The organism is Micromonospora sp. NPDC004540 (genome assembly GCF_040610095.1).
Taxonomy (GTDB): domain Bacteria; phylum Actinomycetota; class Actinomycetes; order Mycobacteriales; family Micromonosporaceae; genus Micromonospora.
Genome location: NZ_JBEXLR010000023.1, coordinates 25,963 through 49,600, shown reverse-complemented (window position 1 = coordinate 49,600; position 23,638 = coordinate 25,963). Strand labels below are relative to the sequence as shown.

Below are 23,638 nucleotides of genomic sequence, written 5' to 3'. Positions count from 1 at the left end.
CCCGCCTCAGTCACCGGCGACCGTATCCGGCGCCACCAAGCCCGTCGCGGCCGATCCGGCCTCCGGCACCACTCGCCGCGCCGACCTTGGGACGCTACGCTCCCCGGCATGGTCAGACGGGGCTGGGGAGGATCGACCGCCGCCGCGCTCGGCGTCGCCGCCGGCGCGGGCGCCGCACAGCTCGGCTTCGGCTACGGGCTCGGCATCATCAACTGGGCGCCGGCCGGCGCCGCCCGGGTCGAGGCGGCCTGGGTGGCCAGTCTCGCCTGGGCGACCTGGATCTCCGCGACCTCGGTGATCGCCGGCGCCGTCTGCGCCCAGCGGCTGCGCGGCGCGGAGGACGACGAGCCGGCGGGCACCCTGCCCCGGCTCGGCCTGGCGCTCGCCGCCGGGGTGGGCGCCCTGATCACCATGCTGCTGGTGGCCGTGCCGGCCCGGGCGGCCCGGGTGCCGGACACCGCCTCGCCGCAGGCCGTGGCCGCCGGGTACGCCGCCGCCGGGCTGGTGCTCGGCGTGCTGCTGGCGACCTGGGCGCTGCACACCCGGGCCGTCGCCACCAACCTCGTCGCCACCACCGGCTGGCTCTGGCTGCTCGCCGTCGTCTCGGTGGTCGACGGGGTGCTCTCCGGCCGTGGCCTGACCACCGCCCAGCTCGGCATCTGGCAGATCAGCGCCGACAGTGGCCGGTTCTGGATCCGCGACTACTTCTACTGGCCGGGGGCCCTGCTCTCGCTCGGTTCCGCCCTGGTGATCGGAGTGCTGGCCGCCCGGCGGGCGGTCCACGCGCCGGAGCGGCGGGTCGGGGCGGCGGCCTCCGGGGCGGCCGGTCCGGTGCTGGTCGCGCTGGCGTACCTGCTCGCCGTGCCGAGGCTCGCCGGGATCGCCGCCGAGCAGGTGTCGGCCCACCTGATCGCCCCGTACGCGGTGATCGCCGGGATCGGCGGCTCGGTCCTGATGGCGGCGCTGGCCCAGCGGGCCGACCGTCGCGCCACCGGGCACGCCGACGTGCACCTGCCCCGCCAGCGCACCGGCGAGCCGGACGAGCTCACCGCCACCGCCCCGGAGCCGGCCACCGACCCGGCGGACGCCGCCGACCCGGTGCCCGCTCCGGAGCGGCCGACCCGCCGGTTCTTCGGCCGGCGCGCCTCCGGACCGAGCACGGAAGGCGAGCAGGTCACGTCCGTGGGGCGGCAGTCGACGCCGGCGGACGCGGTGGGAGGCACCGAATCGTTGTCCGACGGGACGGCCGCAGCCGGTGGCACGAAGGTCGCGGTGGACCCGAGCACGGCACCGGAGCGCGCCGCCGGCCGACGCGGCCGGGCCGTGCCACCCCAGCGGAAGCCCGAGTCCAGCTCGCAGGCCGGCACCGACCCGGTGCCGTCGGGACCGACCAGCGACGGGCCGGGACCTGCGACAGAGGAGCGCGCGGTCGGGAGCGAGCCCGCCTCCGGGTCCGAGAGCGGCGCGACCGCGCCGACCACCGGGCCGAAGGCCCGCCGCCGCAACCGCTGAGCAGGTCCGGGCGCACCCGTTCGGTCCACCCCAGCCCGACGAGCTGGCGTCAGTCGACCGGCCAGGTGTGCACGGGTTCGTTGCTGCGTTGCAGCTCGGCGTAGCGCTGGACCATGTGGTGCAGCGCGGCCTCCCGGTCCATGCCGTGGTGCCGCTCGGCCGCCCACACCGTCTCGGTCTGCCAGACCGCGCCGTTGCGGCCGGTCCGGCAGCGCTCCTCGATCACCCCGAGGAGGCGGTCGCGCTCGGCGGGGGCGACGCCGAAGCGGTCCAGCCCCTCGGCGGCGACGGGGAGCAGCGTGTCGAGGACGAGCGTGGTGACCGGCACGTCGCCGAGCCGGGGCCAGTGCAGCACCGCGTTGATGCCGCGCCGGGCGGCGGCGTGGAAGTTCTCCTCGGCCGAGCTGAAGGTGAGCTGGCTCCAGATCGGCCGGTCCGCCTCGGCGAGGCCGCGGGCGAGGCCGAAGTAGAAGGCCGCGTTGGCGAGCATGTCGACCACGGTGGGCCCGGCCGGCAGCACCCGGTTCTCCACCCGCAGGTGCGGGCGGCCGTCCATGATGTCGTAGACCGGGCGGTTCCAGCGGTAGACGGTGCCGTTGTGCAGCCGCAACTCGCCGAGCTGGGGCACCCCGCCGGCGTGCAGCACCTCGACCGGGTCCTCGTCCTCGCAGATCGGCAGCAGTGGCGGGAAGTAGCGGACGTTCTCCTCGAACAGGTCGAAGATCGAGGTGATCCAGCGCTCGCCGAACCACACCCGGGGGCGTACGCCCTGGGCCTTCAGCTCGTCGGGGCGGGTGTCGGTGGCCTGCTGGAACAGGGCGATCCGGGTCTCCGCCCAGAGCTGCCGGCCGTAGAGGAACGGCGAGTTGGCGCCGATCGCCACCTGCACGCCGGCGATGGCCTGGGAGGCGTTCCAGTAGTCGGCGAAGCTGTCCGGCGCGACCTGCAGATGGAACTGGAGGCTGGTGCAGGCGGACTCCGGCGCGATCGAGTCGTTGTGCGTACGCAGCCGCTCGACGCCGCGGATGTCCAGCTCGATGTCCTCGCCCCGGGCCCCGACGATCTGGTCGTTGAGCACCCGGTAGCGCTCGTTGGTGGAGAGGTTGTCGGCGACCAGATGCCGCTCGGTGAGGGTGGGCAGGATGCCGACCATCACGATCTTGGCGTCGGATTTGGCGGCCCGCTCGTCGGCGCGGCTCAGGCTGCTGCGCAGGTCCTGCGCGTAGTCGGCGAAGCCGGTGCCCTCGATGAGCCGGGGCGAGGCGTTCAGCTCCAGGTTGAACTGCCCCAGCTCGGTCTGGAAGAGCGGGTCGGCGATGTCGGCGAGGATCTGGTCGTTGCGCATGGCCGGCTCGGCGGCGGCGTCGACCAGGTTGAGCTCGATCTCCAGCCCGGTCATCGGCCGGTCGGCGTCGAAGCCGAAGTCGTCCAGCATCAGCGCGAAGACGTCCAGGCACCGCCGGACCTTCTGCCGGTAGCGGACCCGGTCCTCGCGGGAGAAGGCGCCCTGCTCGACGTCTCTGCCCATCTGTCCTCCCGGCGCCGGCGCCACGGAACCGTACCGTTCCGCAACGCATTGTGAACCATTCACGTTTGAGTGCGTAAGTGCGCCCGGTCACCGGATCGGGGCTGGGCGCAGGTCTGCACTCCTACCCAGCCGCCGCCTCCCGCACCACGGTCAACCTGCGAACAACACGTGACAATTCGCACCATCCGGTGTACGACGAACGGGCCCCCGCCGTCGGGTGACGGCGGGGGCCCGTGGGGTCGTACGCGGGGATCAGGCCTGGCGGACGGCCTCGCCCTCGATCTCGATCTTGATCTTCTTGCCGACCAGGACGCCGCCGGTCTCCAGGGCGACGTTCCAGGTCAGGCCGAAGTCCTCCCGGTCGATCTCGGTGGACGCGGAGAAGCCGAAGATGTCCTGGCCGAACGGGCTGCGGCCGACGCCCTCGAACTCGACCTCCAGGTCGACCGGACGGGTCACGCCCTTGATGGTGAGCTCGCCGGAGAGGACGAACTCGTTGCCCTCGTGGGACTTCACGCCGGTGCTGCGGAACTCCAGCGTGGGGAACTGCTCGGCGTCGAGGAACTCCGGGCTGCGCAGGTGCGCGTCGCGGTCGGCCTGGGCGGTGTTGATGCTGGCCGCCTGGATGGTGGCGGACACCGAGGACTGCATCGGGTCCTCGGCCACGGTGATCGTGGCGGTAGCCTCGGCGAACTCACCGCGTACCTTGCTGACCATCATGTGCCGGGCGACGAACCCGACGCGCTTGTGAGCCGCGTCCAGCAGGTAGGTGCCGGCGGTCGGGATGGTGAGACCCTCCCAGTCGCGGGTAACCGCTTCGGTGCTGCTGGTCATGGTGCTGTCCTCCAGGGGAGATTGTTTAGTAACCCAACGACTGACTGAGCAACTATAGGCACAGCAATATTCCCTGTGTCAAGGACTGCTAGGATGGCAGCGTGGACGAGAACGTGTTCGACGATCCCCGGATCACCGCCATCGGCCTCCTCTTCGAGGCCAGCGCCGGGCTGTCGGCCCGGTTCGCCGCCCAGTTCGAGGAGCACGGCCTCTCCCCGGTCGAGTTCGAGGTGCTGATGCGGCTCACCCGGTCGCCGGGTCACCAGCTGCGGATGACCGACCTCGCGGCGCAGACCTCCCTGTCCACCAGCGGCGTTACCCGGGTGGTCGACCGGATGGAGCGGGACGGCCTGCTCCGCCGCCGGGCCTGCCCCTCCGACCGGCGCAGCTCGTACGCGGTGGTCACCGGCACCGGCCTGAGCCGGCTGGACCAGACGCTCCCCGGGCACCTGCGGATCATCGAGGAGTGGTTCACCGGCCAGCTCGCCCCGGCCCAGCTGGAGGCGCTGCTGGACGGCCTGCGCCGGGTCCGTGACGCGGTGCACCCGGGGGCGACCGCGGGCAGCACCGAGCCGGCGCCCGCGGGGCAGGCCGCCGGCTGCTGACCCGCCGGTCAGGGCCGGGCGTACTCGCGGGTCACCGGCAGAAAGACCGGCAGAACCGTCCGATAACCGGGGCATACCTCAGCAAAAGCATCCGAACCGCCCGCGCCGGCTGGATAGGCTTCCGGCAGCGGGGGGCACCGGGGGGTGCGGGCGCGAGCGATGAGCGAGGGGCAGCACCAGGGGGCTTCTTCGCTCGCGCCACCCCCGCGCCCTCGTCTCCCACCTGACTCAGTCGCGCCGGGCCGCGCGTTCCCGCCGGGCCACCAGCGCGTAGAGCAGAGCCTCCTCCCGCGGCAGCAGCCTGATCCCGGTGGACCGGCAGGCCCGGTCCAGCCGGTCCAGCACCGCCACCTCGGTGGTGCTCGCCGCCAGCCCGACCAGTGCCTCGACCAGCTCGCGCCACTCCCCGCCGCCGGCGCGCCCGGCCGGCGCAGCGGGATCCCGCCGCTCGCCAGCGTGTTCGGCCGCCGCGGTGAACCATTCCGCCGCCAGTTCCCGGTCGCCCCGGTGCAGCGCGACGTGGCCCTCGATCAGCGCGCAGACCGCGTCCTCCGGCGGCAGGCCCCGGCGCTCCCCCGGCGAGTCCAGGGTCTCCACGCCCGGCGGCCGCCGCTGCCCCGGCACCGGGCGGGACGGCCGCAGCTCGGCCAACACCTCCAGCGCCTCCTCCGCCCGTCCTTCGAGGGCCAGCGCCAGCCCGACCGTGCCGACCACCTGGCGCCACCGCCCCGGATCGCCCAGCTCGACGAGCGCGGTCGCCGCCCGCCGGCCCTGCTCCACCGCGTCGACGTACCGGCCCTCCAGCCGGGCGACCTCGGCCAGGTCGGCCCGGGCCAGCAGGCGGAGCCGCTGCTCGCCGCACTGCGTGGCCAGCCGGTCGACCGCGGCCAACCGGCGCCGCGCACTGGCCAGGTCCGCCACCCGCACGTCGTGCCAGGTGAGGTGCTGGTGCGCGACGGCCATCTCGCGGACCCGGCCATGCCGGGTGGCCAGCTCCAGCGCTGCCTCGGCGTGCTCCCGCGCCTCACCCTGGGCGCCGGCGGCGCGCAGCAGCGCGCAGAGCACCGAGCGGGCCGACAGCTCCCCGGTCACCTCGCCGGCCGCCTGGAAGATCGCCAGCGCGTCCCGGGCCGCCGGCAGCTCCACCCCGCCCCCGCCGTGCTCGGCGGCGAGGCGGGCCGCCCCGAGCAGCGCCCAGGCCCGCAGCACCGGCGGCGCGTCGGCGGTACGCGGGTCGGCCAGCAGGCGGCGCAGCCACCGGCGCCCGGAGACGTCCCGCCCACGCAGCCGCCACCAGCGGGGCAGCGCCGCCGCCAGGAGCAGCGCGGTCCCCGGATCGTCCTCGGCGGCGTGCGCCAGGGCGGCCGTGATGTCGCTGGTCGCCTCGTCGAGCAGGTGCACGGCGGCGGGAAAGTCCCCGCCGACCAGGTTCGGGGCGGTCCGCCGCACCAGCCCGGCGACGACCAGCGCGTGCCGGCGCCGGATCCCGGTCAGCTCACCCTCGACGGCGGCCTGCTCGGTGGCGAAGTCGCGGACCGCGTCCAGCAGGCGGAACCGGAACGGGCCGGTGCCCCGGACGCTGAGCAGCCCGAGTTCCCGCAGCCGGTCCAGCAGGGGGACGGCGTCCCGCCGCTCCCCACCGTCGGCGAGCAGGTCCTCGGCCAGCTCCACCGACCAGCGGTTGCGGAAGGCGGAGAGCCGGCGCAGCGCGGCCCGTTCGGCGGGCGCGAGCAGGTGGTAGCTGGTGGCCACCGCATCACGCAGGGTCACCGTGCCGGCGGCGGGGTCGGCGGGCTCCCAGCCGGGGCGTACGCCGGCCAGGTCGAGGACCCGGTCGCCGTAGCGGTCGAGCAGTTCCGTGACGTCGAGGATCCGGCCGCGCGCGGCCATCAGCTCGATGGCCAACGGCAGTCCGCCGAGGCGGCGCACCAGCGCGGCGAGCGCCGGCAGCTCGGCCCGGGTGGGCGGCTCGCGGCGGGCCTGGGCCAGCCGGGCGGTGAACAGGGCCGCCGCGGGCCAGCGGACCAGCTCCGTCAGATCGGCCGGCTCCTGACCTACCGGTGGCACGTCGAGCGGCGCGACCGGCCGGACCAGCTCGCCGGCGAGCCCGACCGGACGGCGGCCGGTGACCAGCACCCGCAGCGCCGGGGCCGCCGCCACCAGGGCGCGCAGCGCCTCGGCCACCGGCCCGGGCGCCCGCTCCATCGCGTCCACCAGCAGCAGCGCGGGCCGGCCCCCGAGCCGGTAGGGAAGGTCGGCCAGCCGGTTCACGCCGAGCACCGCGACCGAGGCGGCGAGCACGTCGGCGGCGTCCGAGCCCTCGCCGATCAGCACCCCGGCCACACCGGCCGGATGGTCGGCGGCCGCCGCGTGGGCGACGGTGAGGGCGAGCGCGGTCTTGCCGACCCCGGCCAGCCCGACCAGGCTCACCACCGGATGCGCGGAGAGCAGGGCGGCCACCTCGGCGACGTCGCGGTCCCGGCCGAGCAGCGGGACCGGCTGGGGCAGCGCGATCGGCGTACCCGAATCGGCGGCCGAGGAGCCGGTGACCGGGAGGTGCCGCGCGGCCGGGCGCGGCGCGGCGGCGTCGGGACCGTTGACCGGCCGGGCCGCGGTGAGGAAGTCCTGCCGGGCCGGGCCGGTCAGGCCGAGGGCGTCGGCGAGCAGGTCGACGGTGGTGCGCTGGGGTCGGGTGGCCCGGCCCCGCTCCAGGTCGCGGACGGTCCGCACGCCGACGCCGGCCCGGGTGGCCAGCTCGGCCTGGGTGAGGCCGGCGGCGAGCCGGTGCCCGCGCAGCAGGTCGGGCAGCGGGACACGCCCACCCGGGCTCCGCGAACGATCATGCTCCGGAGTCATGGGCACGAAGAGTACGGATCGGGTGGGACGCTCCACAGCCCATCGTCGGCCAGCCGACCGTCCACTGCCGATATCCGACAGACGGCTGACCCGCCCGGGCCCGACCGGCCCGGGCGGGCGCCGCTCACATGCCGAGATCGCGGGCGATGATCATGCGCTGCACCTCGCTGGTGCCCTCGCCGATCTCCAGGATCTTGGCGTCCCGCCAGAAGCGGGCCACCGGGTACTCGTTCATGAAGCCGTAGCCGCCGTGGATCTGGGTCGCCTCGCGGGCGTTGTCCACCGCGATGGTGCTGGCGTGCAGCTTGGCGATCGCCGCCTGCCGCTTGAACGGCTCGCCGGCCAGCATCCGGGCGGCCGCGTCGTAGTAGGCCAGCCGGGCGGTGTGCGCCTTCATCTCCATGTCGGCGATCTTGAACTGGATCGCCTGGTACGCGCCGATCGGCCGGCCGAACGCCTCGCGCTCCTTCGCGTACTTGATCGACTCGTCGACGCAGCCCTGGGCGAGGCCGACGGCCAGGGCGGCGATGGCGATCCGCCCCTCGTCGAGGATGCGCAGGAACTGGGCAAAGCCCCGGCCGCGCGCACCGAGCAGGTTCGCCGCCGGCACCCGGCAGTCGTCGAAGGTCAGCTCGTGGGTGTCCGAGGCGGTCCAGCCGACCTTGGAGTAGCCGGGCGCGACGGTGAAGCCGGGCGTGCCGGACGGGACGATGATCGTGGACAGCTCCTTCGAGCCGTCCGGATTCGTGCCGGTGACCGCGGTGACCGTGACCAGCGCGGTGATGTCGGTGCCGGAGTTGGTGATGAACGCCTTCGAGCCGTTGATCACCCACTCGTCGCCGTCCAGGACCGCCCTCGTCTGCGTGCCGCCCGCGTCCGAGCCGGTCCCCGGCTCGGTGAGCCCGAAGCCCGCGAGGGCCTCGCCGCTGAGCAGCTTCGGCAGCCACTGCGCCTTCTGCTCCGCCGTGCCGAACCGGTGGATCGGCATCGCGCCGAGGGAGACCGCCGCCTCCAGGGTGATGGCCACGCTGGAGTCGACCCGGGCCAGCTCCTCCAGGGCCAGGCAGAGCGCGAAGTAGTCGCCGCCCATGCCGCCGTGCTCCTCGGGGAAGGGGAGACCGAACAGGCCCATCTTGCCCATCTGGCGGATGATCTCGTACGGGAAGGTGTGCTGCTCGTAGTGCTCGGCGATGGCCGGGGCGACCACCTCGCGGGCGAAGTCCCGCACGCTCTCCCGCAGCGCCTCTTGTTCCTCGCTGAGCCGGAAGTCCATCTGATCCTCCTGATGGGACGCCTGTGTGGACGGGCCGCCGAGCGCTCGTGACGCCGGGACGGGTGGTGCGGGTCGGGTGGGTCAGACCGGGGTGACGCCGTGCCGGCGCTTCGCGAAGTGCCGCTCCTTGCCGCGCGCGGCGGCGAACCGGCGGACCAGCTCGGCGCGCAGCTCGTGCGGCTCGACGATGGCGTCCACCACGAGCTCGCTGGCGAGCCGGACGATGTCGATGTCGCGCTCGTACTCCTCGCGCTTCGCCGCCACGAAGGCGGCCCGCTCGGCCTCGTCCTCGATCGCGGCGATCTTGTTGGCGTAGACGGCGTTGACCGCGGCCTCCGCGCCCATCACCGCGATCTTGGCGGTGGGCAGCGCGATGGTGGCGTCCGGCTCGAAGCCGGGGCCGGCCATCGCGTAGAGGCCGGCGCCGTAGGCCTTGCGGACCACCACACAGATCTTGGGTACGGTCGCCTCGGAGATCGCGGTGATCATCTTGGCGCCGTGGCGGATGATGCCCTGCTTCTCCACCGCGCTGCCGACCATGAACCCGGGCACGTCGCTGAGGAACAGCAGCGGCACGTTGAACGCGTCGCAGAGCTGCACGAACCGGGTCGCCTTGTCGGCCGAGTCGACGAAGAGCACGCCGCCCTTGAACATCGAGTTGTTGCCGACCACGCCGACGACCTCGCCGTTCAGCCGGCCGAAGCCGATGGTCAGCTCCTTGGCCCAGAGCGCCTGGATCTCGAAGAAGCTGCCCTCGTCGAGCAGGCCCTTGACGTAGCGGCGCATGTCGAACGCCTGCCGCTCGCTGGCCGGGACGAGCGCGGCCAGGTCGGCCTTCTCCGGCGCGGGCGTCGACTCGGCGGCCGGCGGCGCCTGGGTCCAGTTCGTCGGCAGGTAGGACAGGTAGCGCTTGACCACGTCGAGCGCCTCGCCCTCGGTCTTGCAGAGGAAGTGCCCGACGCCGGACTCGGCGCAGTGCACCTTGGCCCCGCCCATCGCCTCCAGCGTGGTCTTCTCGCCGGTGACCATCTCGACCATCCGGTCCGAGCCGAGGTACATGCTGGCGTTGCCCTCGACCATGGCGACCACGTCGCAGAACGCCGGGATGTAGGCGCCGCCTGCCGCGCTCGGCCCGAACAGGGCGCAGACCTGCGGGATCGAGCCCGAGGCGCGGACCTGGTTCCAGAAGATCTTGCCGGCGCCGCGCCGGCCGGGGAAGAGGTCGACCTGGTCGGTGATCCGGGCACCGGCCGAGTCGACCAGGTAGACCATGGGAACGCTGGTCGAGTAGGCCCGCTCGATGATCCGGATGATCTTCTCGACGGTCCGCGCGCCCCAGCTGCCGGCCTTCACCGTGGAGTCGTTGGCCATCAGGCAGACCGGGCGGCCGTCGATGGTGGCGGTGCCGGTGACCACGCCGTCGGCGGGCAGCCCCTCGGCCATCGCGTTGGCGTAGAGCCCGTCCTCGACGAAGGAGCCCTCGTCGACCAGGTACGCGACCCGCTCGCGGGCGAAGAGCTTGCCCTTGGCGGCGTTCGCCGCGTGGTACTTGTCCGCACCGCCGGCCTTGGCGCGCTTGCGCAGCTGCTCCAGAGCCTCACCGTCGAGCGTCACGCCGACTCCCATTGCCACCGGCCGCCTCGTGAGCGCACCGACCGACCTGAACGATCGTTAGGCTAGCGCACTCCCGCCCCCTCCGGCGACCCCACCGGGTTCAGCCGGTGAGGGCGTCGGCGAGCGCGAGCACGGCGGCCCGCAGCCGCTCGTCGCCCAACTCCTCGCGCACCCCGCGTACGTGCTCGGCGGCGAGGGGGGCGAGCAGGGTGTGCGCGTCGGCCACCGGGTCCTCGCGCCCGGCCAGCAGCAGCGCGACGTGCCGGTGCCAGAACCGGTAGGCGCCGATCCGGTAACGCGCACCCGGCGCTGCCGTCTCCGATATCCGGACCAGGTCGAGATGGCCGAGCAGGTGGTCTAGGTAGGCGGAGACGAAGGCACGCAACCGATCGCGCGCGGGAGGCGGTGCGGCGGCCGGGCCGGGCCCGAGCGGAGGCGGGCCGAAGAGAATCGCCTCCTGGAGCGCTCGCTCCTGCTGGTCGAGGAGCGCCACGGCGAGACCGGCCTTGTCCCCGAACCGGCGGAACAGCGTCCCCTTGCCGACCCCTGCGGCGGCGGCCACGGCGTCCATCGAGACGGCCTCCACGCCCCGCTCTCGGAACAGGATCGCCGCCGCGTCCAGCACGGCCGCCCGGTTGCGCGCGGCGTCGGCCCGTTCCCGGGGCGGTGAGCTACGCAACTCCAGCAGTTCCGGCGACGGGGTGGCATAAGCGGACTGCGGTCCGCTAACGTCCTGAGGCATAACCGGACTGTAGTCCACTTCCTTCGGAGGATGCCATGACCGCCCTCATCACCCGGGACGAGCTGCGCGCCGCGATCGACGCCGGATCGGTGACCGTCGTCGACGCGCTCGGCGGCGAGTACTACGCCCGGCAGCACCTGCCCGGCGCGATCCCGCTGGTCGAGGCCGAGGTGGCCGAGCGGGCCGGCCAGCTGCTGCCGGACCGGCACGCCGCCATCGTCACCTACTGCTCCAACCCCGCCTGCCCGAACAGCGGGCGGGTCGCCGACCGGCTCACCGCCCTCGGCTACACCGACGTACGCAAGTACGCCGCGGGCATCGAGGACTGGGTCGCCGCCGGCCTCCCCACCGAATCCGGCGCCCTCACCCACTGACCCGCACCCGCGCTGTCGACCAGGGGGTCTGCGTCCGTCCAGGGCCGGATCCGGACGCAGACCCCTTGATCGACGGTCCGGGAGTCAGGAGGGAATCGGAGTCAGGCGGGTGCGGGGGCCGGCGCGGAGGACGCCGGACGGGAGCTTCTTGCCGACCAGTTGCTCGGCCAGCTCGGCCGCCTCGATCAGGGCGTCCAGGTCGATCCCGGTGTCGATGCCCATGTCGTGCAGCATGTGCACGGCCTCCTCGGTGGCCAGGTTGCCGCTGGCGCCCGGGGCGTACGGGCAGCCGCCGAGGCCGCCGACGCTGGCGTCGAACTCGGTGATGCCCAGCTCCATGGCGGTGAGGAGGTTGGCCAGGGCGGTGCCCCGGGTGTTGTGGAAGTGCAGCAGCACCGGCACGTGGGCGTTGCGGTCGCGGACCGCGGTGACCAGCTCGCGCACCCGCCGGGGCGTACCCATGCCGGTGGTGTCACCGAAGGCCACCCGGTCGGCGCCGTCCCGGACCACCCGGTCGACGATGCCGGCCACCCGCTTCGGGTCGACGTCACCCTCGTACGGGCAGCCGAAGCTGGTCGCCACGATCACCTCGGCGGTCGCGCCCGCGCTGTGCAGCAGGTCGATCAGCTCGGCGATGTCGTCGAGCGACTCCTCCGTGGAGCGGTTGACGTTGCGCCGGTTGTGGGTGTCACTGGCCGAGACCACGACCTCGATCTCGGTGAAGCCGGCGGCGAGGGCCCGCTGGGCGCCCCGGCTGTTCGGCACCAGCGCGGAGTAGTGCACGCCCTCGGCCTTCGCGGCCCGCTGCCACACCTCGTCGGCGTCGGCCATCTGCGGGATCGCCTTCGGGTGCACGAAGGAGACGGCCTCGATGCGCCGCACGCCGGTGCGGGAGAGCGCGTCGATGAGCCGTACCTTGGCGTCGGTCGGGATCGGCTCCTCGTTCTGGAGCCCGTCGCGCGGCCCGACCTCCCGGATGGAGACGAAGTCCGGCAGTTCCGCCATAAGGGGTCACCTCACTGTGACGGTGGGATGCTGGTGTCCCTCCCAGCATCCCACCCCGGCCGGTGGGCCGGATCGTCAGCGCATGCGGGAGACGATGCCGGTGTCGTAGTCGCCGGAGAGGAACTCCGGGTTCTCCAGCAGTTCGGCGAAGAAGGGCAGGTTGTTCTTGGGGCCGGCGATCTCGAACTGGGCCACGGCGGCCCTCGCCCGCTCCACCGCCTCGTCACGGGTGGCGCCGCTGACGATCAGCTTGGCCATCAGGCTGTCGTAGAACGGGGTGACCGTGTTGCCGGCGACGTAGCCGGAGTCGACCCGGACGCCCTCGCCGCCCGGCTCGTTCCAGGTGGTGATCGCGCCCGGGCCGGGCAGGAACCGCTTCGGGTCCTCGGCGTTGATCCGCAGCTCGATGGCGTGCCCGCGCGGCGCGAGCGCGTCCGGGTCGAAGGTCGGGGCCAGGCCGGCGGCCACCCGCAACTGCTCCTCGACCAGGTCGACGCCGTAGACGTACTCGGTGACCGGGTGCTCGACCTGGAGCCGGGTGTTCATCTCCAGGAAGAAGAACTCGTCGGTCGTGGGGTCGAGCAGGCACTCGACCGTGCCCGCGTTGCGGTAACCGACCGCCTCGCCGGCCCGCACGGCCGCCGCCAGGAACCGCTCACGCAGCTCGGGCGAGACCGCCGGGGACGGGGACTCCTCGACCAGCTTCTGGTTGCGCCGCTGCACCGAGCACTCACGCTCGCCGAGGGCCACCACCCGGCCGTCGGCCAGGCCGAGGATCTGCACCTCGACGTGGCGTACCCGGGGGAAGTAGCGCTCGATCAGCACCGAGCCGTCGCCGAACATCCGCTCGGCGAACGAACGGACCTTGTCGTACTCGGTACGCAGCGCGGCCTCGTCGGTCGCCACGCCCATGCCCATGCCGCCGCCACCGGCCGCGGCCTTGACCATCACCGGGTAGCCGATCTCCGCGGCGGCGGCGACCGCCGCGGCCAGGTCGGCCGCCGGCTCGGTGGTGCCGGGCGCCACCGGCACCCCGGCCGCCGCCATGAGGTTCCGGGCGTTGATCTTGTCGCCCATCGCGGTGATCGCGTCCGCGCCGGGCCCGACCCAGATCAGGCCACTGGCCTCGACGGTACGGGCGAAGTCCGCGTTCTCCGACAGGAAGCCGTAGCCGGGGTGGACCGCCTGGGTGCCGGTGTCCCGCGCGGCGGCGAGGATCGCCTCGACGTTGCGGTAGCTGAGCGCGGGATTGGCGGGGCCGACGCAGACCGCCTCGTCGGCCTCGGTGACGAAGGGCAGCCCGGCGTCGGCCTCCGAGTGCACCGCGATCGCGCGGATCCCGAGCTTCCTCGCGGTGCGGATGATCCGGCGCGCGATCTCGCCACGGTTGGCCACCAACAGCGATTCGAACAAGGAAGGGTCCCTTCTTGACGCCTCTTGCATAGCAGGGGCCCCTTCATAACACGCGGACGGCGCGCGTGCTTAACGCACGTTAAGGCGCGTCGCGCCTCAGGCCGGGTCCGTGGGGGCGAGGAGCGCGGCCAGCGTGGCACCTCGCAGCAGCTCGGCCCGGCGCCGGCGGTCCACCTCGCCCCCGAGGAACGGGGTGGAGTTCATGAGGCCGAACGCGGCGTGCGCGAGCACCCGCGCCTCGCCGTCCGGCAGCCCGGGGTGCAGCGCGGTCAGCACGGTCACCCACTCCTCGACGTACATCCGCTGGAGCCGGCGGATCCGGCGGCGCGGCTCGTCGGGGAGGCGGTCCAGCTCGTGCAGGTGCAGGGCGATCACCGCCGGGTTGGCCAGCGCGAAGTCGACGTGGAAGTCGATCAGCGACTCCAGCGTGCCGCGCGGGTCGTCGGGGTGGTTGGCGGCCCGCTCCTTGCCGCCGGCGAGCAGCCCCTCGCTGACCGGGATCAGCGCGGCGACCAGCATCGCCTCCTTGCCGGCGAAGTGGTGGTAGAGCGCCGGGCCGGTGACCCCGGCGGCGGCGCCGATGTCGTCCATCGACACCCCGTGGTAGCCGCGCGCCGCGAAGAGCCCGACCGCGATCTCCAGAATCTCGTCCCGCCGGGACCGGCGCCGGCCCGCACCCGTCGCGCCGTTCGCCGCGCCCCGCGCCTGCTGTTCCACCGCCACCGGGCCAGCCTAGACCGCGAGCCCAAGCTGGTGGAGCCTCGGTTACCCGTCGGTCGCCTCACATCCCGCGCCGCTTGACCCTCGACCGGGTTCAGGCCGCAGGGTCCGTCGGCATGACCGCTCCCGTGCTCGGCCGCGACTACCGCCTGCTCTGGTCCGCCGCCGTCTCGTCCCGGTTCGGCGACGCGCTGCGGACGCCGGCCCTGGCCCTGCTGGCCGCCGCGCTCACCCGCGACCCCCGGGCGATCGCCGCGGTGACCGTGGCCGGGCAGCTCCCGCCACTGCTGTTCGGGCTGCTCGGCGGCGCGTACGCCGACCGCTGGGACCGGCGCCGGACCATGGCGGCGGTGGACGCGGCGCGGGCCGTGGTGGTGGCCGGCCTCGCCGTGCTGGTCGCCACCGGCGGGGCCGGGATCGCCGCGCTGGCCGCCGCCGCGTTCCTGCTCGCCACCCTGGGCACGCTCTTCGACGCGTCCGCCTTCGCGGTGCTGCCATCGCTGGTGTCGCCGGCCGCCCTGGCCACCGCCAACGGCCGGCTCCAAGCGGGCACGGCCGTGGCGGGCGGCCTCCTCGGCACCCCGCTGGCCGGCCTCCTCTTCGCCCTGGCCGCGTCGCTCCCGTTCGCCGTGGACGCGCTCACCTTCGCCCTCGCGGCCGCCCTCGTCCTCGCCCTCCGCCCGCTGCCGGCAGCCCCGCTCCGACCGCCCGGGCGGGGGGTGTGGCGGGAGGCGTGGGCCGGGGTGCGGTGGGTGCGCCGGGACCGGGTGCTGTGGGGGATCGCCCTCGCCTCGGCCGGGTCGAACCTGGCGATCAGCGGGATGATGGCGGTGCTGGTGCTCTACGCCCTCGAGGTGCTGCGGGTGCCGGCGGCGGCGTACGGGTTGTTCGCGGCCGGGGTGGTGGCCGGCGGGCTGCTCGGGGCGCTGGTCGCCGGGCGGGTGGCGGCCCGGTTCGGCACGCTTCCCGCGCTGCGCGCGGTGCTGCTCGGGCAGACCGTGGCGCTGGCCGGGTTCGCCCTGGCCCGCGGCCCAGTCACCGGGGGCCTGGCGCTGGCCGGGTTCGCCGCCGGCACCACGATCTGGAACAGCCTGTGGTCGGCGTACGGGCAGGGGCACGTGCCGGCGGACCTGCTCGGGCGGGTCGGCGCGGCGCAGCGGGTGGTCGGCCTGGCCGCCGCGCCGCTCGGAGCGGCGCTGGCTGGGTTCGCCGGCGACGCGTACGGGGTGGGCCCGGTGGTCGGCGCGGCGGCGGGCGTGTTCGCCCTGGTCACGGCCGCTGCCTGGGGAACGTTCCGCAGCGCGGGCTGATCCTCAGCGGGCCGGCGGTTCGAAGCCGGCCAGCCGGACGGCGAGTCGCTGCCGGACCGGCGGCAGTGCGGAGGCGCCCCGGAGCAGCAGATCGCGCAGGGGGCGGGCGGCCGGCGGAACGGCGGTGAGCCGGGTGAGACCGGCGGCGAAGCCGAGCACCTCCTCGGCGAGCGGGCGGCGGGCGGCGGCGTACGCGTCGAGGAGCGCGTCGGGGCCCCCGGCGAGCACCGCGGCGAGGGTGTCGCCGAGGGCGACCGCGTCGCGGAGCCCGAGGTTCATCCCCTGGCCGCCCGCCGGGCTGTGCACGTGCGCCGCGTCCCCGGCCAGCAGCACCGGGCCGGACCGGTAGCTGGCGGCGATCCGGTGGTGGATGCGGAACCGGGAACTCCAGCGCACCTCGGTGACCCGGTCCGGCCGCCGGGCCGGCCCCCGCTCGTCCAGCAACGCCTGGAAGTGCTCCGCCCGCGGCTCGCGCGGCGCGTCGGGCACGGAGGCGACCAGCCGTACGGTGCCGTCGGGCAGCGGCGCCCAGACCAGCGGCCCCTGCGGGGCGAGGAAGAGGTTGACCTGGTCGCGGGGCAGCGCGCTGTCCACGCGGACGTCGGCGAGCAGGAACGACTCGCCGGGGTCGGTGGGCCCCCCGAAGTCGATGCCGGCCAGCTCACGGACCGGGCTGCGCATGCCGTCGGCGGCGACCACCCAGCGGGCCCGGACCGTCTCCCCGCCCGCGAATTTCGCGGTGGCGCCATCGCCGTCGAGGTCGAGGCCGGTCAGCTCGTACGGCCGGAGCACCCGCCCGCCGAGCGCGGTGAGCCGGTCGGCGAGCACCGCCTCGGTCTCGGCCTGGGAGACCAGCAGCGCGTACGGGTAGCGGGACGGCAGCCGGTCGAAGGGGACGGTGAGCAGCACCCGGTCCCGCTCGCGGACGGTGAACCGGCTCGACGGCAGCCCGCGGGCGGCCAGCGGGGCGGCGACGCCGATCCGGTCCAGCACCTCCAGCGTGCCGGCGTGCACCACGGCGGCCCGCGAGGTGACCGGCGGGGTGGCCAGCCGGTCCACCACGGTCGCGGTCACCCCGTGCCCGGCCAGGGTCGTGGCCACGGCCAGGCCGGTCGGCCCGGCCCCCACCACGAGGACATCGGTGCGCTCGGGAAGCATGGCCCCACCTCCAGGGTTGCCAACAACTGTTTGCCAACACTTGTTGACAACGGTAGGCGCAGGGCGCTTTCCATGTCAACGCTTGTTGGCCTACAGTTGTGGGCATGACCGACGCAGCACCCCGCCGCTCGGACGCCACCCGGGCCGCCATCCTGCGCGCCGCCCGCGAGCGCTTCGCCGCCGACGGCTACGAGCGGGCCACCATCCGGGCCATCGCCGCGGAAGCCCGGATCGACCCGTCGATGGTGATGCGCTACTACGGCAGCAAGGAGGGGCTCTTCGCCGCGGCCGCCGAGTTCGATCTGCGCCTGCCCGACCTGGCCGCCGTGCCGCCGGACCGGCTCGGCGAGACGCTGGTGCGGCACTTCCTCCGCCGCTGGGAGGGGGACGAGACCCTCGCCGCCCTGCTCCGGGCCGCCAGCACCAACCCGGGAGCCGCCGAGCGGATGCGCCGCCTCTTCGCCGACCAGCTGGCCGCGGCCGTGGCCGGCCTCGGCACCGACCCGGCGTCCACCGCCCGCCGGGCCGGCCTGGTGGCCAGCCAGATCCTCGGCCTGGCCTTCACCCGGTACATCGTCCGGCTGCCGCCGGTGGTGGAGATGGCGCCCGAGGACCTCGTCGCCTGGGTCGCGCCGACCCTCCAGCGCTACCTGACCGGCCGGCCCGCAAGCTGACCCGACCCCTCCTCGGTGCGGTCTCGCTCGCCGCGCGGCCGTAGGCAGAAAAAAGGTCCCCGCGCGGGCGCACGCCGCGCGGGGACCGGCCGGCCGGGTCAGCCGGCGAAACTGCCCGGCTCCTCGCCCCGCACGACGGGGGCCCGGACCAGGTTGCCCCACTCGGTCCACGAGCCGTCGTAGTTGCGGACCTGCGGGAAGCCGAGCAGGTGGTGCAGCACGAACCAGGTGTGGCTGGACCGCTCGCCGATCCGGCAGTAGGCCACCACGTCGTCGGACGGGCTCAGCCCGAGCTGGTCGACGTAGATGGCGCGCAGCTCGTCCACGGACTTGAAGGTGCCGTCGTCGTTCGCGGCGGCCTTCCACGGCTTGCTCACCGCGCCCGGGATGTGCCCGCCGCGCAACGCGCCCTCCTGCGGGTAGGCCGCCATGTGCAGCATCTCGCCGGTGTACTCGCCCGGCGACCGCACGTCGACCAGCGGCCGGCCGGCGGTCACGTGCGACATCACCTCGTCGCGGAACGCCCGGATCGGCGCGTCGTTCCGCTCCGGCACCGGGTAGTCGGCGCGCGGCCGGCTCACCGCGTCCTTGGACATCTCGCGTCCCTCGGCGACCCACTTCATCCGGCCACCGTCGAGCAGCCGGACGTCGGCGTGGCCGAAGAGGGCGAACACCCACAGGGCGTACGCGGCCCACCAGTTGAAGTTGTCGCCGTAGAAGACGACGGTGTCGCCGCGGCCGATGCCCTTGGCGGCGCACAGTTCGGCGAAGCTCTTGGCGTCCAGGTAGTCCCGGGTCACCTGGTCGTTCAGCTCGGTGTGCCAGTCGACCTTCACGGCGCCGGGGATGTGGCCGGTGTCGTAGAGGAGGACGTCCTCGTCGGACTCGACCACGACGAGGCCCTCGTCGCCCAGGTGCTCGGCCAGCCACTCCGTGGTGACCAGGCGCTGCGGGTCGGCGTACGACTGGAGGTGGGGATTCGGATCGCTCGACACAGGCATGAGCCCCAAGGTACGCCGGATCACCCGGCCGCGACCGGCCATCCCGAATCGGGGTCGGCGGAGGTGACTGCGCCCACGTGACCGGCAGAACGGTGGACGCACGAGTCAATCGCGGAGAATCGCGCGCAGCGGATGTGGCGGGTCGCACGTGACAGTCGTGAACCGCCGACCACAGAGGATTGCGATGACCGTACGGCAACAGACCGGGCCGCCCCGGTCCGGGACAGCACCGGTGGACTTCACCGAGTTCTACCGGGCGCACTTCCACCGGATCGCGGTGCAGCTCTACGCGTACCTGGGTGACCACGCCGAGGCGCAGGACCTCACCCAGGAAGCGTTCTGCCGCGCACTGGAGCGCTGGTCCCGGATCAGCGGATACGACGACCCGTCCGCCTTCGTCCGTCGGGTCGCCTGGAATCTCGCGACCAGCCGCTTGCGCCGGATGCGGACCGCCGTGCGACACCTGGCCCGCCAGCGGGAGGAGCACGTCCCCGGCCCGGAACCCGACCGGGTGGCACTCATCCGGGCGCTGGCCGTCCTGCCCGCGACCCAGCGCCGGGCGATCGTGCTGCACCACCTGGCCCACCTGAGCGTCGGCGAGATCGCCGAGCAGGTCGGTGCGGCGGAGGGCACCGTCCGCTCCTGGCTCTCCCGGGGCCGGGCCGCACTGGCCGGTCAGCTCACCGAGACCGGATCGGAGGCCCACCGTGCCTGACACCGTCATCGAGAAGTCGTTCGCCGAGTTCGAGGTGGCGGCAGGTGCCACCTTCCGGCCGCCGGGCGTCGCCGAGGCGCAGCGCCGGATCCGCGTACGCCGGCGCCGCCGCGGCCTGCTGGCCGGGCTGCTCGCGCTGCTGCTGGCCGGGCCGGCCGGGACCTACGCGGCCGCCCATCGGGGCGACCCGCCCGTTCCCCGCCCCATCCCCACCGTCTCCCCGACCCCGGGCGGAAAGGTCATCGAGCGAAAGATCGCGCTGCCGGGTGTTCCGGGCGGGCTGACCGGCCTCCAGTTCGTCGACTCCCGCACCGGCTGGGCGCTCTTCGACACCTGCGACTCGAACGATCCGATGGCGAGGGGTTGCCGGCGTACCGTCGCGCGAACCACCGACGGTGGTACGACCTGGACCGTTGTGGCCCTGCCCGAGGCCCCTGACGGGGCGGCGTACCTGCTGCCCCGGGACGGCCGGACGCTGACCGTGGTGGCGGGGCGCCGCTACCTGGTGACTGTCGACGGCGGTGCGACCTTCTCCAGCAGTCCGCTGGACTCGCCCTCGGCGGCGACCCGACGGGCGATGGCCACGCCGAACGGCTTCGTCGTCGCCTGCCCGTCGTTCCTCGGCCCAGGGGACGGCGCTCGGGGGAAGAGCTGCGACCGGCAGCAGGTCCTGCGGGTAGACGACGATCCGCTGCCGCAGCAGCCCCCGGTGACTCTGCGGCCGGGCGGTGAGCACGCACTCATGGAGGGCGGCGACGGCCGGCTCTGGCTCACCGTGACGGAGGGCGACCGCCTCACCGTGGTGACCAGCGACGACCGAGGCGCCACCTGGCGGAAGCTGCCGGCGGTCGTGGGCGCCCGAAGCCTCACGGTCTCCCCGGACGGCATGGATGCCTGGTTGGTCCGAACGGACGCACCGAACGGGACGTGGCGACTGGCCGGCGACCGCTGGCAGCCCGGTCCCGGCGTGCCGGACGAGACGTACGAGGTCGCCGCCGCGGGCGACGGCATCCTGGTGGTCAGCAGCAGGTACGGCGGACTGGGCTTCGTGGCCGACGGCCGCTACGTCGACGTCCCCGAACTACGCGACGCGCTCCGCAGCAACCCCGACGACCAACCCGCTGTCGCGATGCTGCCCGACGGCACCGTGCAGATCCGGTACGGCGGCACGCAGTTCCTCGGCATCGGCCGGGGGGTGGAGCGGACCTGGATCCGGCTCTCCTGACCCCTCGACCCGGTCAGGCGCGGCGGTGCACCAGCCGCCCGGCCACCACCGTGGCCAGGCAGGAGCCGTCGGCGCCGAACACGGCCAGGTCGGCCCGGCCGCCGACCACCAGCGCCGGCGGCCGGACGGCGGCGAGCACCGCCACCTCGTTACGTGCGGCGGCGGCCCGCAGCGCCGGGTCGGTGACGCGGTCGGCGAGCACCGCGGCGGCCCCGAGCCGGAACAGGGCGTGCACCCGCTCGCGCGGGGTTGGCGCGGGCGGCAGCGGCCCGTCGTGCACCAGCGCCGGCCCGAGCGTGCCGGCCCACCGCCGCACCCGCACCTCCGGGTACGCCCCGGTCAGCTCGTCCAGCGGCGCGACGGCCCCGACCCGGTCTCCGGTCACCAGGACGGCGTGACCCGGCCGGGGCTCGTCGTCGAGGGAGAGCCGCAGCAGGGGCGCCGCGTGCAGGGTGCGCACCGGTCAGTCGCGGGTGATCGGCCCGAGCACCGGCCGCTTGGCGGTGACGAGGTCGCCGGAGGAGCGGCCGGTCAGCCGGCGCTTGATCCACGGGGCGAGGTGCTGGCCGGCCCAGCGCAGGTCGGCGGCCCGGGCGGCCAGCCACGCGGTGGGGGCCGGGTGCGGGGGCACCATCAGCCACTCCTCGTCGCAGCCCACGCCGAGCGCGGTCAGCACCTGCCCGGCCACCCGCCGGTGCCCGGCCGCCGACAGGTGCAGCCGGTCGGTGCTCCAGAGCAGCGGGTTGAGGTAGCTGTCGTCGGCGTACAGGTCGACCAGGATGGCGCCGTGCCGCTCGGCGACCTCGCCGACCACCCGGTTGAGCAGGGTCACCCGGGGGGCCACCAGCCGCTGCCCGGGCAGCCGGGCCATCACGTCGGCGAACCGGAACAGCACCACGTCGGCGCCGTCGGCACGCAGCTGCCCGATCACCGCGTCGAAGCGCGGCACGAAGGCGTCCGGGTCGAAGGTACGGCGCAGCACGTCGTTGCCGCCGGCCGCGAAGCTGATCAGGTCGGGCTTCATGGCCAGCGCGGCCGGCACCTGCTCGGCCACGATGTTCGGGAACAGCCGGCCCCGGATGGCCAGGTTGGCGTAACCGAAGTCCGGGCCGGCCTCGGCGGCGAGCCGGGTGGCGACCAGGTCGGCCCAGCCCCGGTAGGTGCCGTCCGGATAGGCGTCGTCCATGCCCTCGGTGAAGCTGTCGCCCACCGCCACGAAGTTGCGCCAGCGCACTGCGCCTCCCTCTGACTGACCCGGCAGAGCTGCGTCGGCCAGTCTGGCACCGACCGGGCCCCCGCCGCCCGACCCCCGTGCCGGACGTGGCGGAGGTCATCGACGGCGACCGTGAGCAGAGTCATCGGGACAAATGTCCCGCTTGATGGATCCGGGGCAGAATCTGCCCGCCGGATTATGGATGATGTTGCCCGTCATCCGGTCCGGGGGCGGGAGGCGCCCGCCGCTGCGGCTGATCACCGACCGCGCGAGCGAGGAACGCATGACCCAGGGACACCCGGCCCCCTTCCCGCCCGCCGGTCAGCCGCACCCGCCGGGCCAGGCGTACCCGGCCGCACCGCCGGGCTTTCCCGCCGCACCGGGCTACGCCCCGCCGGGTACGTACCCGGGTGCGCCGGGGCAGCCGGGGGCATACCCGGGCGGGCCGGGGCAGCCGGGCTTCGGGCCGTACCCGCCGGCCCCGCCGCCGCGGCCGAAGTCCCGGCGCGGCCTCTGGATCGGCCTCGGCGCCGGGGCGCTGGTGCTGACCCTCTGCGCCGGAACGGCGATCGGCGTGGGCCTCGGGCTGAGCGGGCGCGGCGACGACGCGGCCCCGAAGGCCGCCGCCGCGGCGAACGGCGTGACCGTCACCCAGCAGGAGCTGGACGACCTGCTGGCCCGGCACAGCAGGGCGCTGGCCGACAAGGACCTCAAGGGCTACCTGGCCCCCTTCGACCCGGCCCGCAAGGACCTGGTCGCCGGGCAGACCCGGCTCTTCACCAATCTGGGCAAGCTGCCGCTGGCGATCGGCCAGTACCGGACCGTCGCCCAGCAGGGGCGGACCAGCGACAGCTTCGGCCGCGGGGTCAGCTTCCAGCTCGACGTCTCCTTCGTGCACCAGTTCGAGGGGTACGACCTCACCCCCGTCGCCGAGTGGTACCGCTGGACCGTCGTCCGGGAGAGCCAGGGCGCCCCGCTCAAGGTCACCGCGGTCACCGGCGCGCCCGCCGCGCTGGGCAACTCGAAGACCGTCTACTACCCCGGCCCCTGGGACAAGTGGCGCGACATCCACGTCGAGCGCACCGCGCACACCCTGGTCATCACCGACGCCGCGCTGGCCGCCGAGGCCAAGCGCTACGCACCGGTCGCCGAGGCGGCGGTGGCCGACGACTTCGCCGCGTGGCAGGCCGGCGGGGTCACCGCGAACATCCCGAAGGGCTTCGTCATCAGCCTGGTCAAGGGCAAGCCGGACCTCGGCTCGCTCTACCGGATCAACAAGGAGAAGACCACCGAGGCCGGCGTCTCGATCGGCATGGTCTCCGCCGACCGGCAGCAGGGCGTCGACATCGGCGGCACCCGGATCGTGATCGACGTGGCCGACCGGTCGTTCTTCTCCGCCGGCGACCGGAAGGGTCCCCGTGAGATCTTCCGGCACGAGGTGGGCCACTCGCTGGTCGCCAGCCTGGAGGACGCCGACAAGCAGGACTTCTTCGACGGCATCGAGAACTGGATCGTGGAGGGCTTCGCCGAGTATCTCGCCCACCGGGGCGAGCCGCTGCGGTCCAGCGGTCGCACGCCGCAGGCGCGGTCGCTCGTCCGCTCCGACGACTGGGACGGCACGCTGCCCAGCAACGTCGACTGGGACTCGCCGGGGCGGCTCAGCTTCCACTACTGGCTCGGGCACGCGGCGATGACCCACCTGGCGGAGAAGTACGGCGAGCAGAAGCTGTTCCAGTTCGTGACCGCCCGCTACCAGGGCGCCACCGCCGACCAGGCCAGCCGGCAGGTGCTCGGCGTCCCGCTGGCCGAGTTCCGCACGGGCTGGGCGGCGTATGTGCGGGCGCAGGCGCGTTGAGCGGGAACCCG

The 23,638-nt window shown here is 74.3% G+C and carries 21 protein-coding genes; 8 read left to right on the top strand and 13 right to left on the bottom strand.

Going from position 1 to position 23,638, the window contains the following annotated elements; translation table 11 throughout:
- The first annotated feature begins 108 nt into the window (after positions 1–108).
- Positions 109–1,512: a hypothetical protein gene (locus ABZV78_RS11135; RefSeq protein WP_355637551.1), complete on the top strand. Its 1,404-nt coding sequence runs from the start codon at positions 109–111 to the stop codon at positions 1,510–1,512.
- A 49-nt stretch (positions 1,513–1,561) separates the two neighbouring features.
- Here the strand turns inward: ABZV78_RS11135 and ABZV78_RS11130 are convergent, their stop codons facing one another.
- Positions 1,562–3,040 (bottom strand): glutamate--cysteine ligase, encoded by a 1,479-nt coding sequence (locus ABZV78_RS11130; protein WP_355637549.1) that lies wholly within the window; start codon positions 3,038–3,040, stop codon positions 1,562–1,564.
- A gap of 252 nt (positions 3,041–3,292) precedes the next feature.
- Positions 3,293–3,874 (bottom strand): YceI family protein, encoded by a 582-nt coding sequence (locus ABZV78_RS11125; RefSeq protein ID WP_355637547.1) that lies wholly within the window; start codon positions 3,872–3,874, stop codon positions 3,293–3,295.
- Positions 3,875–3,975: 101 nt separating this feature from the next.
- On the opposite strand from ABZV78_RS11125, the gene ABZV78_RS11120 reads away from it, so the two are divergent.
- On the top strand, positions 3,976–4,479 hold the full coding sequence (locus ABZV78_RS11120; RefSeq protein WP_355637545.1) for a MarR family transcriptional regulator: 504 nt from the start codon (positions 3,976–3,978) through the stop codon (positions 4,477–4,479).
- 228 nt (positions 4,480–4,707) lie between these two features.
- On the opposite strand, the gene ABZV78_RS11115 is transcribed toward ABZV78_RS11120, so the two are convergent.
- From ABZV78_RS11115 to ABZV78_RS11100, 4 genes are all read right to left on the bottom strand, one after another.
- Positions 4,708–7,335 (bottom strand): helix-turn-helix domain-containing protein, encoded by a 2,628-nt coding sequence (locus tag ABZV78_RS11115; RefSeq protein WP_355637543.1) that lies wholly within the window; start codon positions 7,333–7,335, stop codon positions 4,708–4,710.
- Between the two features lie 124 nt (positions 7,336–7,459).
- A complete protein-coding gene (locus ABZV78_RS11110) occupies positions 7,460–8,608 on the bottom strand; it encodes an acyl-CoA dehydrogenase family protein (protein ID WP_355637541.1) in 1,149 nt (382 codons plus the stop codon).
- A gap of 81 nt (positions 8,609–8,689) precedes the next feature.
- Positions 8,690–10,222 (bottom strand): acyl-CoA carboxylase subunit beta, encoded by a 1,533-nt coding sequence (locus ABZV78_RS11105; protein WP_355637539.1) that lies wholly within the window; start codon positions 10,220–10,222, stop codon positions 8,690–8,692.
- Between the two features lie 100 nt (positions 10,223–10,322).
- Complete coding sequence (locus ABZV78_RS11100; protein WP_355637537.1) at positions 10,323–10,964, bottom strand: helix-turn-helix domain-containing protein; 642 nt, start codon at positions 10,962–10,964, stop codon at positions 10,323–10,325.
- A 35-nt stretch (positions 10,965–10,999) separates the two neighbouring features.
- On the opposite strand from ABZV78_RS11100, the gene ABZV78_RS11095 reads away from it, so the two are divergent.
- Positions 11,000–11,338, top strand: coding sequence for a rhodanese-like domain-containing protein (locus ABZV78_RS11095; RefSeq protein WP_355637535.1), 339 nt, complete (start codon positions 11,000–11,002; stop codon positions 11,336–11,338).
- An 84-nt stretch (positions 11,339–11,422) separates the two neighbouring features.
- On the opposite strand, the gene ABZV78_RS11090 is transcribed toward ABZV78_RS11095, so the two are convergent.
- The 3 genes from ABZV78_RS11090 to ABZV78_RS11080 all read right to left on the bottom strand — a co-directional run bounded on the left by ABZV78_RS11090 (position 11,423) and on the right by ABZV78_RS11080 (position 14,479).
- Positions 11,423–12,343: a hydroxymethylglutaryl-CoA lyase gene (locus ABZV78_RS11090; protein ID WP_355637533.1), complete on the bottom strand. Its 921-nt coding sequence runs from the start codon at positions 12,341–12,343 to the stop codon at positions 11,423–11,425.
- A gap of 75 nt (positions 12,344–12,418) precedes the next feature.
- The gene (locus ABZV78_RS11085; protein WP_355637531.1) at positions 12,419–13,756 is read right to left on the bottom strand and encodes a biotin carboxylase N-terminal domain-containing protein; all 1,338 of its coding nucleotides are present in this window, start codon (positions 13,754–13,756) and stop codon (positions 12,419–12,421) included.
- 96 nt (positions 13,757–13,852) lie between these two features.
- Complete coding sequence (locus ABZV78_RS11080; RefSeq protein WP_091316184.1) at positions 13,853–14,479, bottom strand: TetR/AcrR family transcriptional regulator; 627 nt, start codon at positions 14,477–14,479, stop codon at positions 13,853–13,855.
- Positions 14,480–14,592: 113 nt separating this feature from the next.
- Here ABZV78_RS11080 and ABZV78_RS11075 point away from each other — a divergent pair, with 113 nt between their 5' ends.
- Entirely contained in the window at positions 14,593–15,786 is a 1,194-nt protein-coding gene (locus ABZV78_RS11075; protein ID WP_355637529.1) for an MFS transporter, read from the top strand.
- A gap of 3 nt (positions 15,787–15,789) precedes the next feature.
- Here the strand turns inward: ABZV78_RS11075 and ABZV78_RS11070 are convergent, their stop codons facing one another.
- The gene (locus ABZV78_RS11070) at positions 15,790–16,944 is read right to left on the bottom strand and encodes an FAD-dependent monooxygenase (protein WP_355637527.1); all 1,155 of its coding nucleotides are present in this window, start codon (positions 16,942–16,944) and stop codon (positions 15,790–15,792) included.
- A gap of 104 nt (positions 16,945–17,048) precedes the next feature.
- Between ABZV78_RS11070 and ABZV78_RS11065 the strand changes: the two genes are divergently transcribed.
- Positions 17,049–17,618 carry a TetR family transcriptional regulator gene (locus ABZV78_RS11065; RefSeq protein WP_355637525.1) on the top strand — a complete coding sequence of 190 codons (570 nt, stop codon included), beginning with the start codon at positions 17,049–17,051 and terminating at the stop codon, positions 17,616–17,618.
- A 98-nt stretch (positions 17,619–17,716) separates the two neighbouring features.
- Here ABZV78_RS11065 and ABZV78_RS11060 read toward each other — a convergent pair whose 3' ends face one another.
- Positions 17,717–18,619, bottom strand: coding sequence for a sulfurtransferase (locus tag ABZV78_RS11060; protein ID WP_355637523.1), 903 nt, complete (start codon positions 18,617–18,619; stop codon positions 17,717–17,719).
- A gap of 184 nt (positions 18,620–18,803) precedes the next feature.
- Between ABZV78_RS11060 and ABZV78_RS11055 the strand changes: the two genes are divergently transcribed.
- Positions 18,804–19,334: a SigE family RNA polymerase sigma factor gene (locus ABZV78_RS11055; RefSeq protein ID WP_355637522.1), complete on the top strand. Its 531-nt coding sequence runs from the start codon at positions 18,804–18,806 to the stop codon at positions 19,332–19,334.
- The gene (locus ABZV78_RS11050; protein WP_355637521.1) at positions 19,327–20,559 is read left to right on the top strand and encodes a hypothetical protein; all 1,233 of its coding nucleotides are present in this window, start codon (positions 19,327–19,329) and stop codon (positions 20,557–20,559) included. Before ABZV78_RS11055 ends, ABZV78_RS11050 begins: the two co-directional genes overlap by 8 nt.
- Before the next feature lie 13 nt (positions 20,560–20,572).
- On the opposite strand, the gene ABZV78_RS11045 is transcribed toward ABZV78_RS11050, so the two are convergent.
- Positions 20,573–21,019: a hypothetical protein gene (locus ABZV78_RS11045; protein WP_355637519.1), complete on the bottom strand. Its 447-nt coding sequence runs from the start codon at positions 21,017–21,019 to the stop codon at positions 20,573–20,575.
- A 3-nt stretch (positions 21,020–21,022) separates the two neighbouring features.
- Positions 21,023–21,793, bottom strand: coding sequence for an SGNH/GDSL hydrolase family protein (locus tag ABZV78_RS11040; protein ID WP_355637517.1), 771 nt, complete (start codon positions 21,791–21,793; stop codon positions 21,023–21,025).
- A gap of 262 nt (positions 21,794–22,055) precedes the next feature.
- Between ABZV78_RS11040 and ABZV78_RS11035 the strand changes: the two genes are divergently transcribed.
- Positions 22,056–23,627 carry a hypothetical protein gene (locus ABZV78_RS11035; protein WP_355637515.1) on the top strand — a complete coding sequence of 524 codons (1,572 nt, stop codon included), beginning with the start codon at positions 22,056–22,058 and terminating at the stop codon, positions 23,625–23,627.
- Positions 23,628–23,638 lie beyond the last annotated feature (11 nt).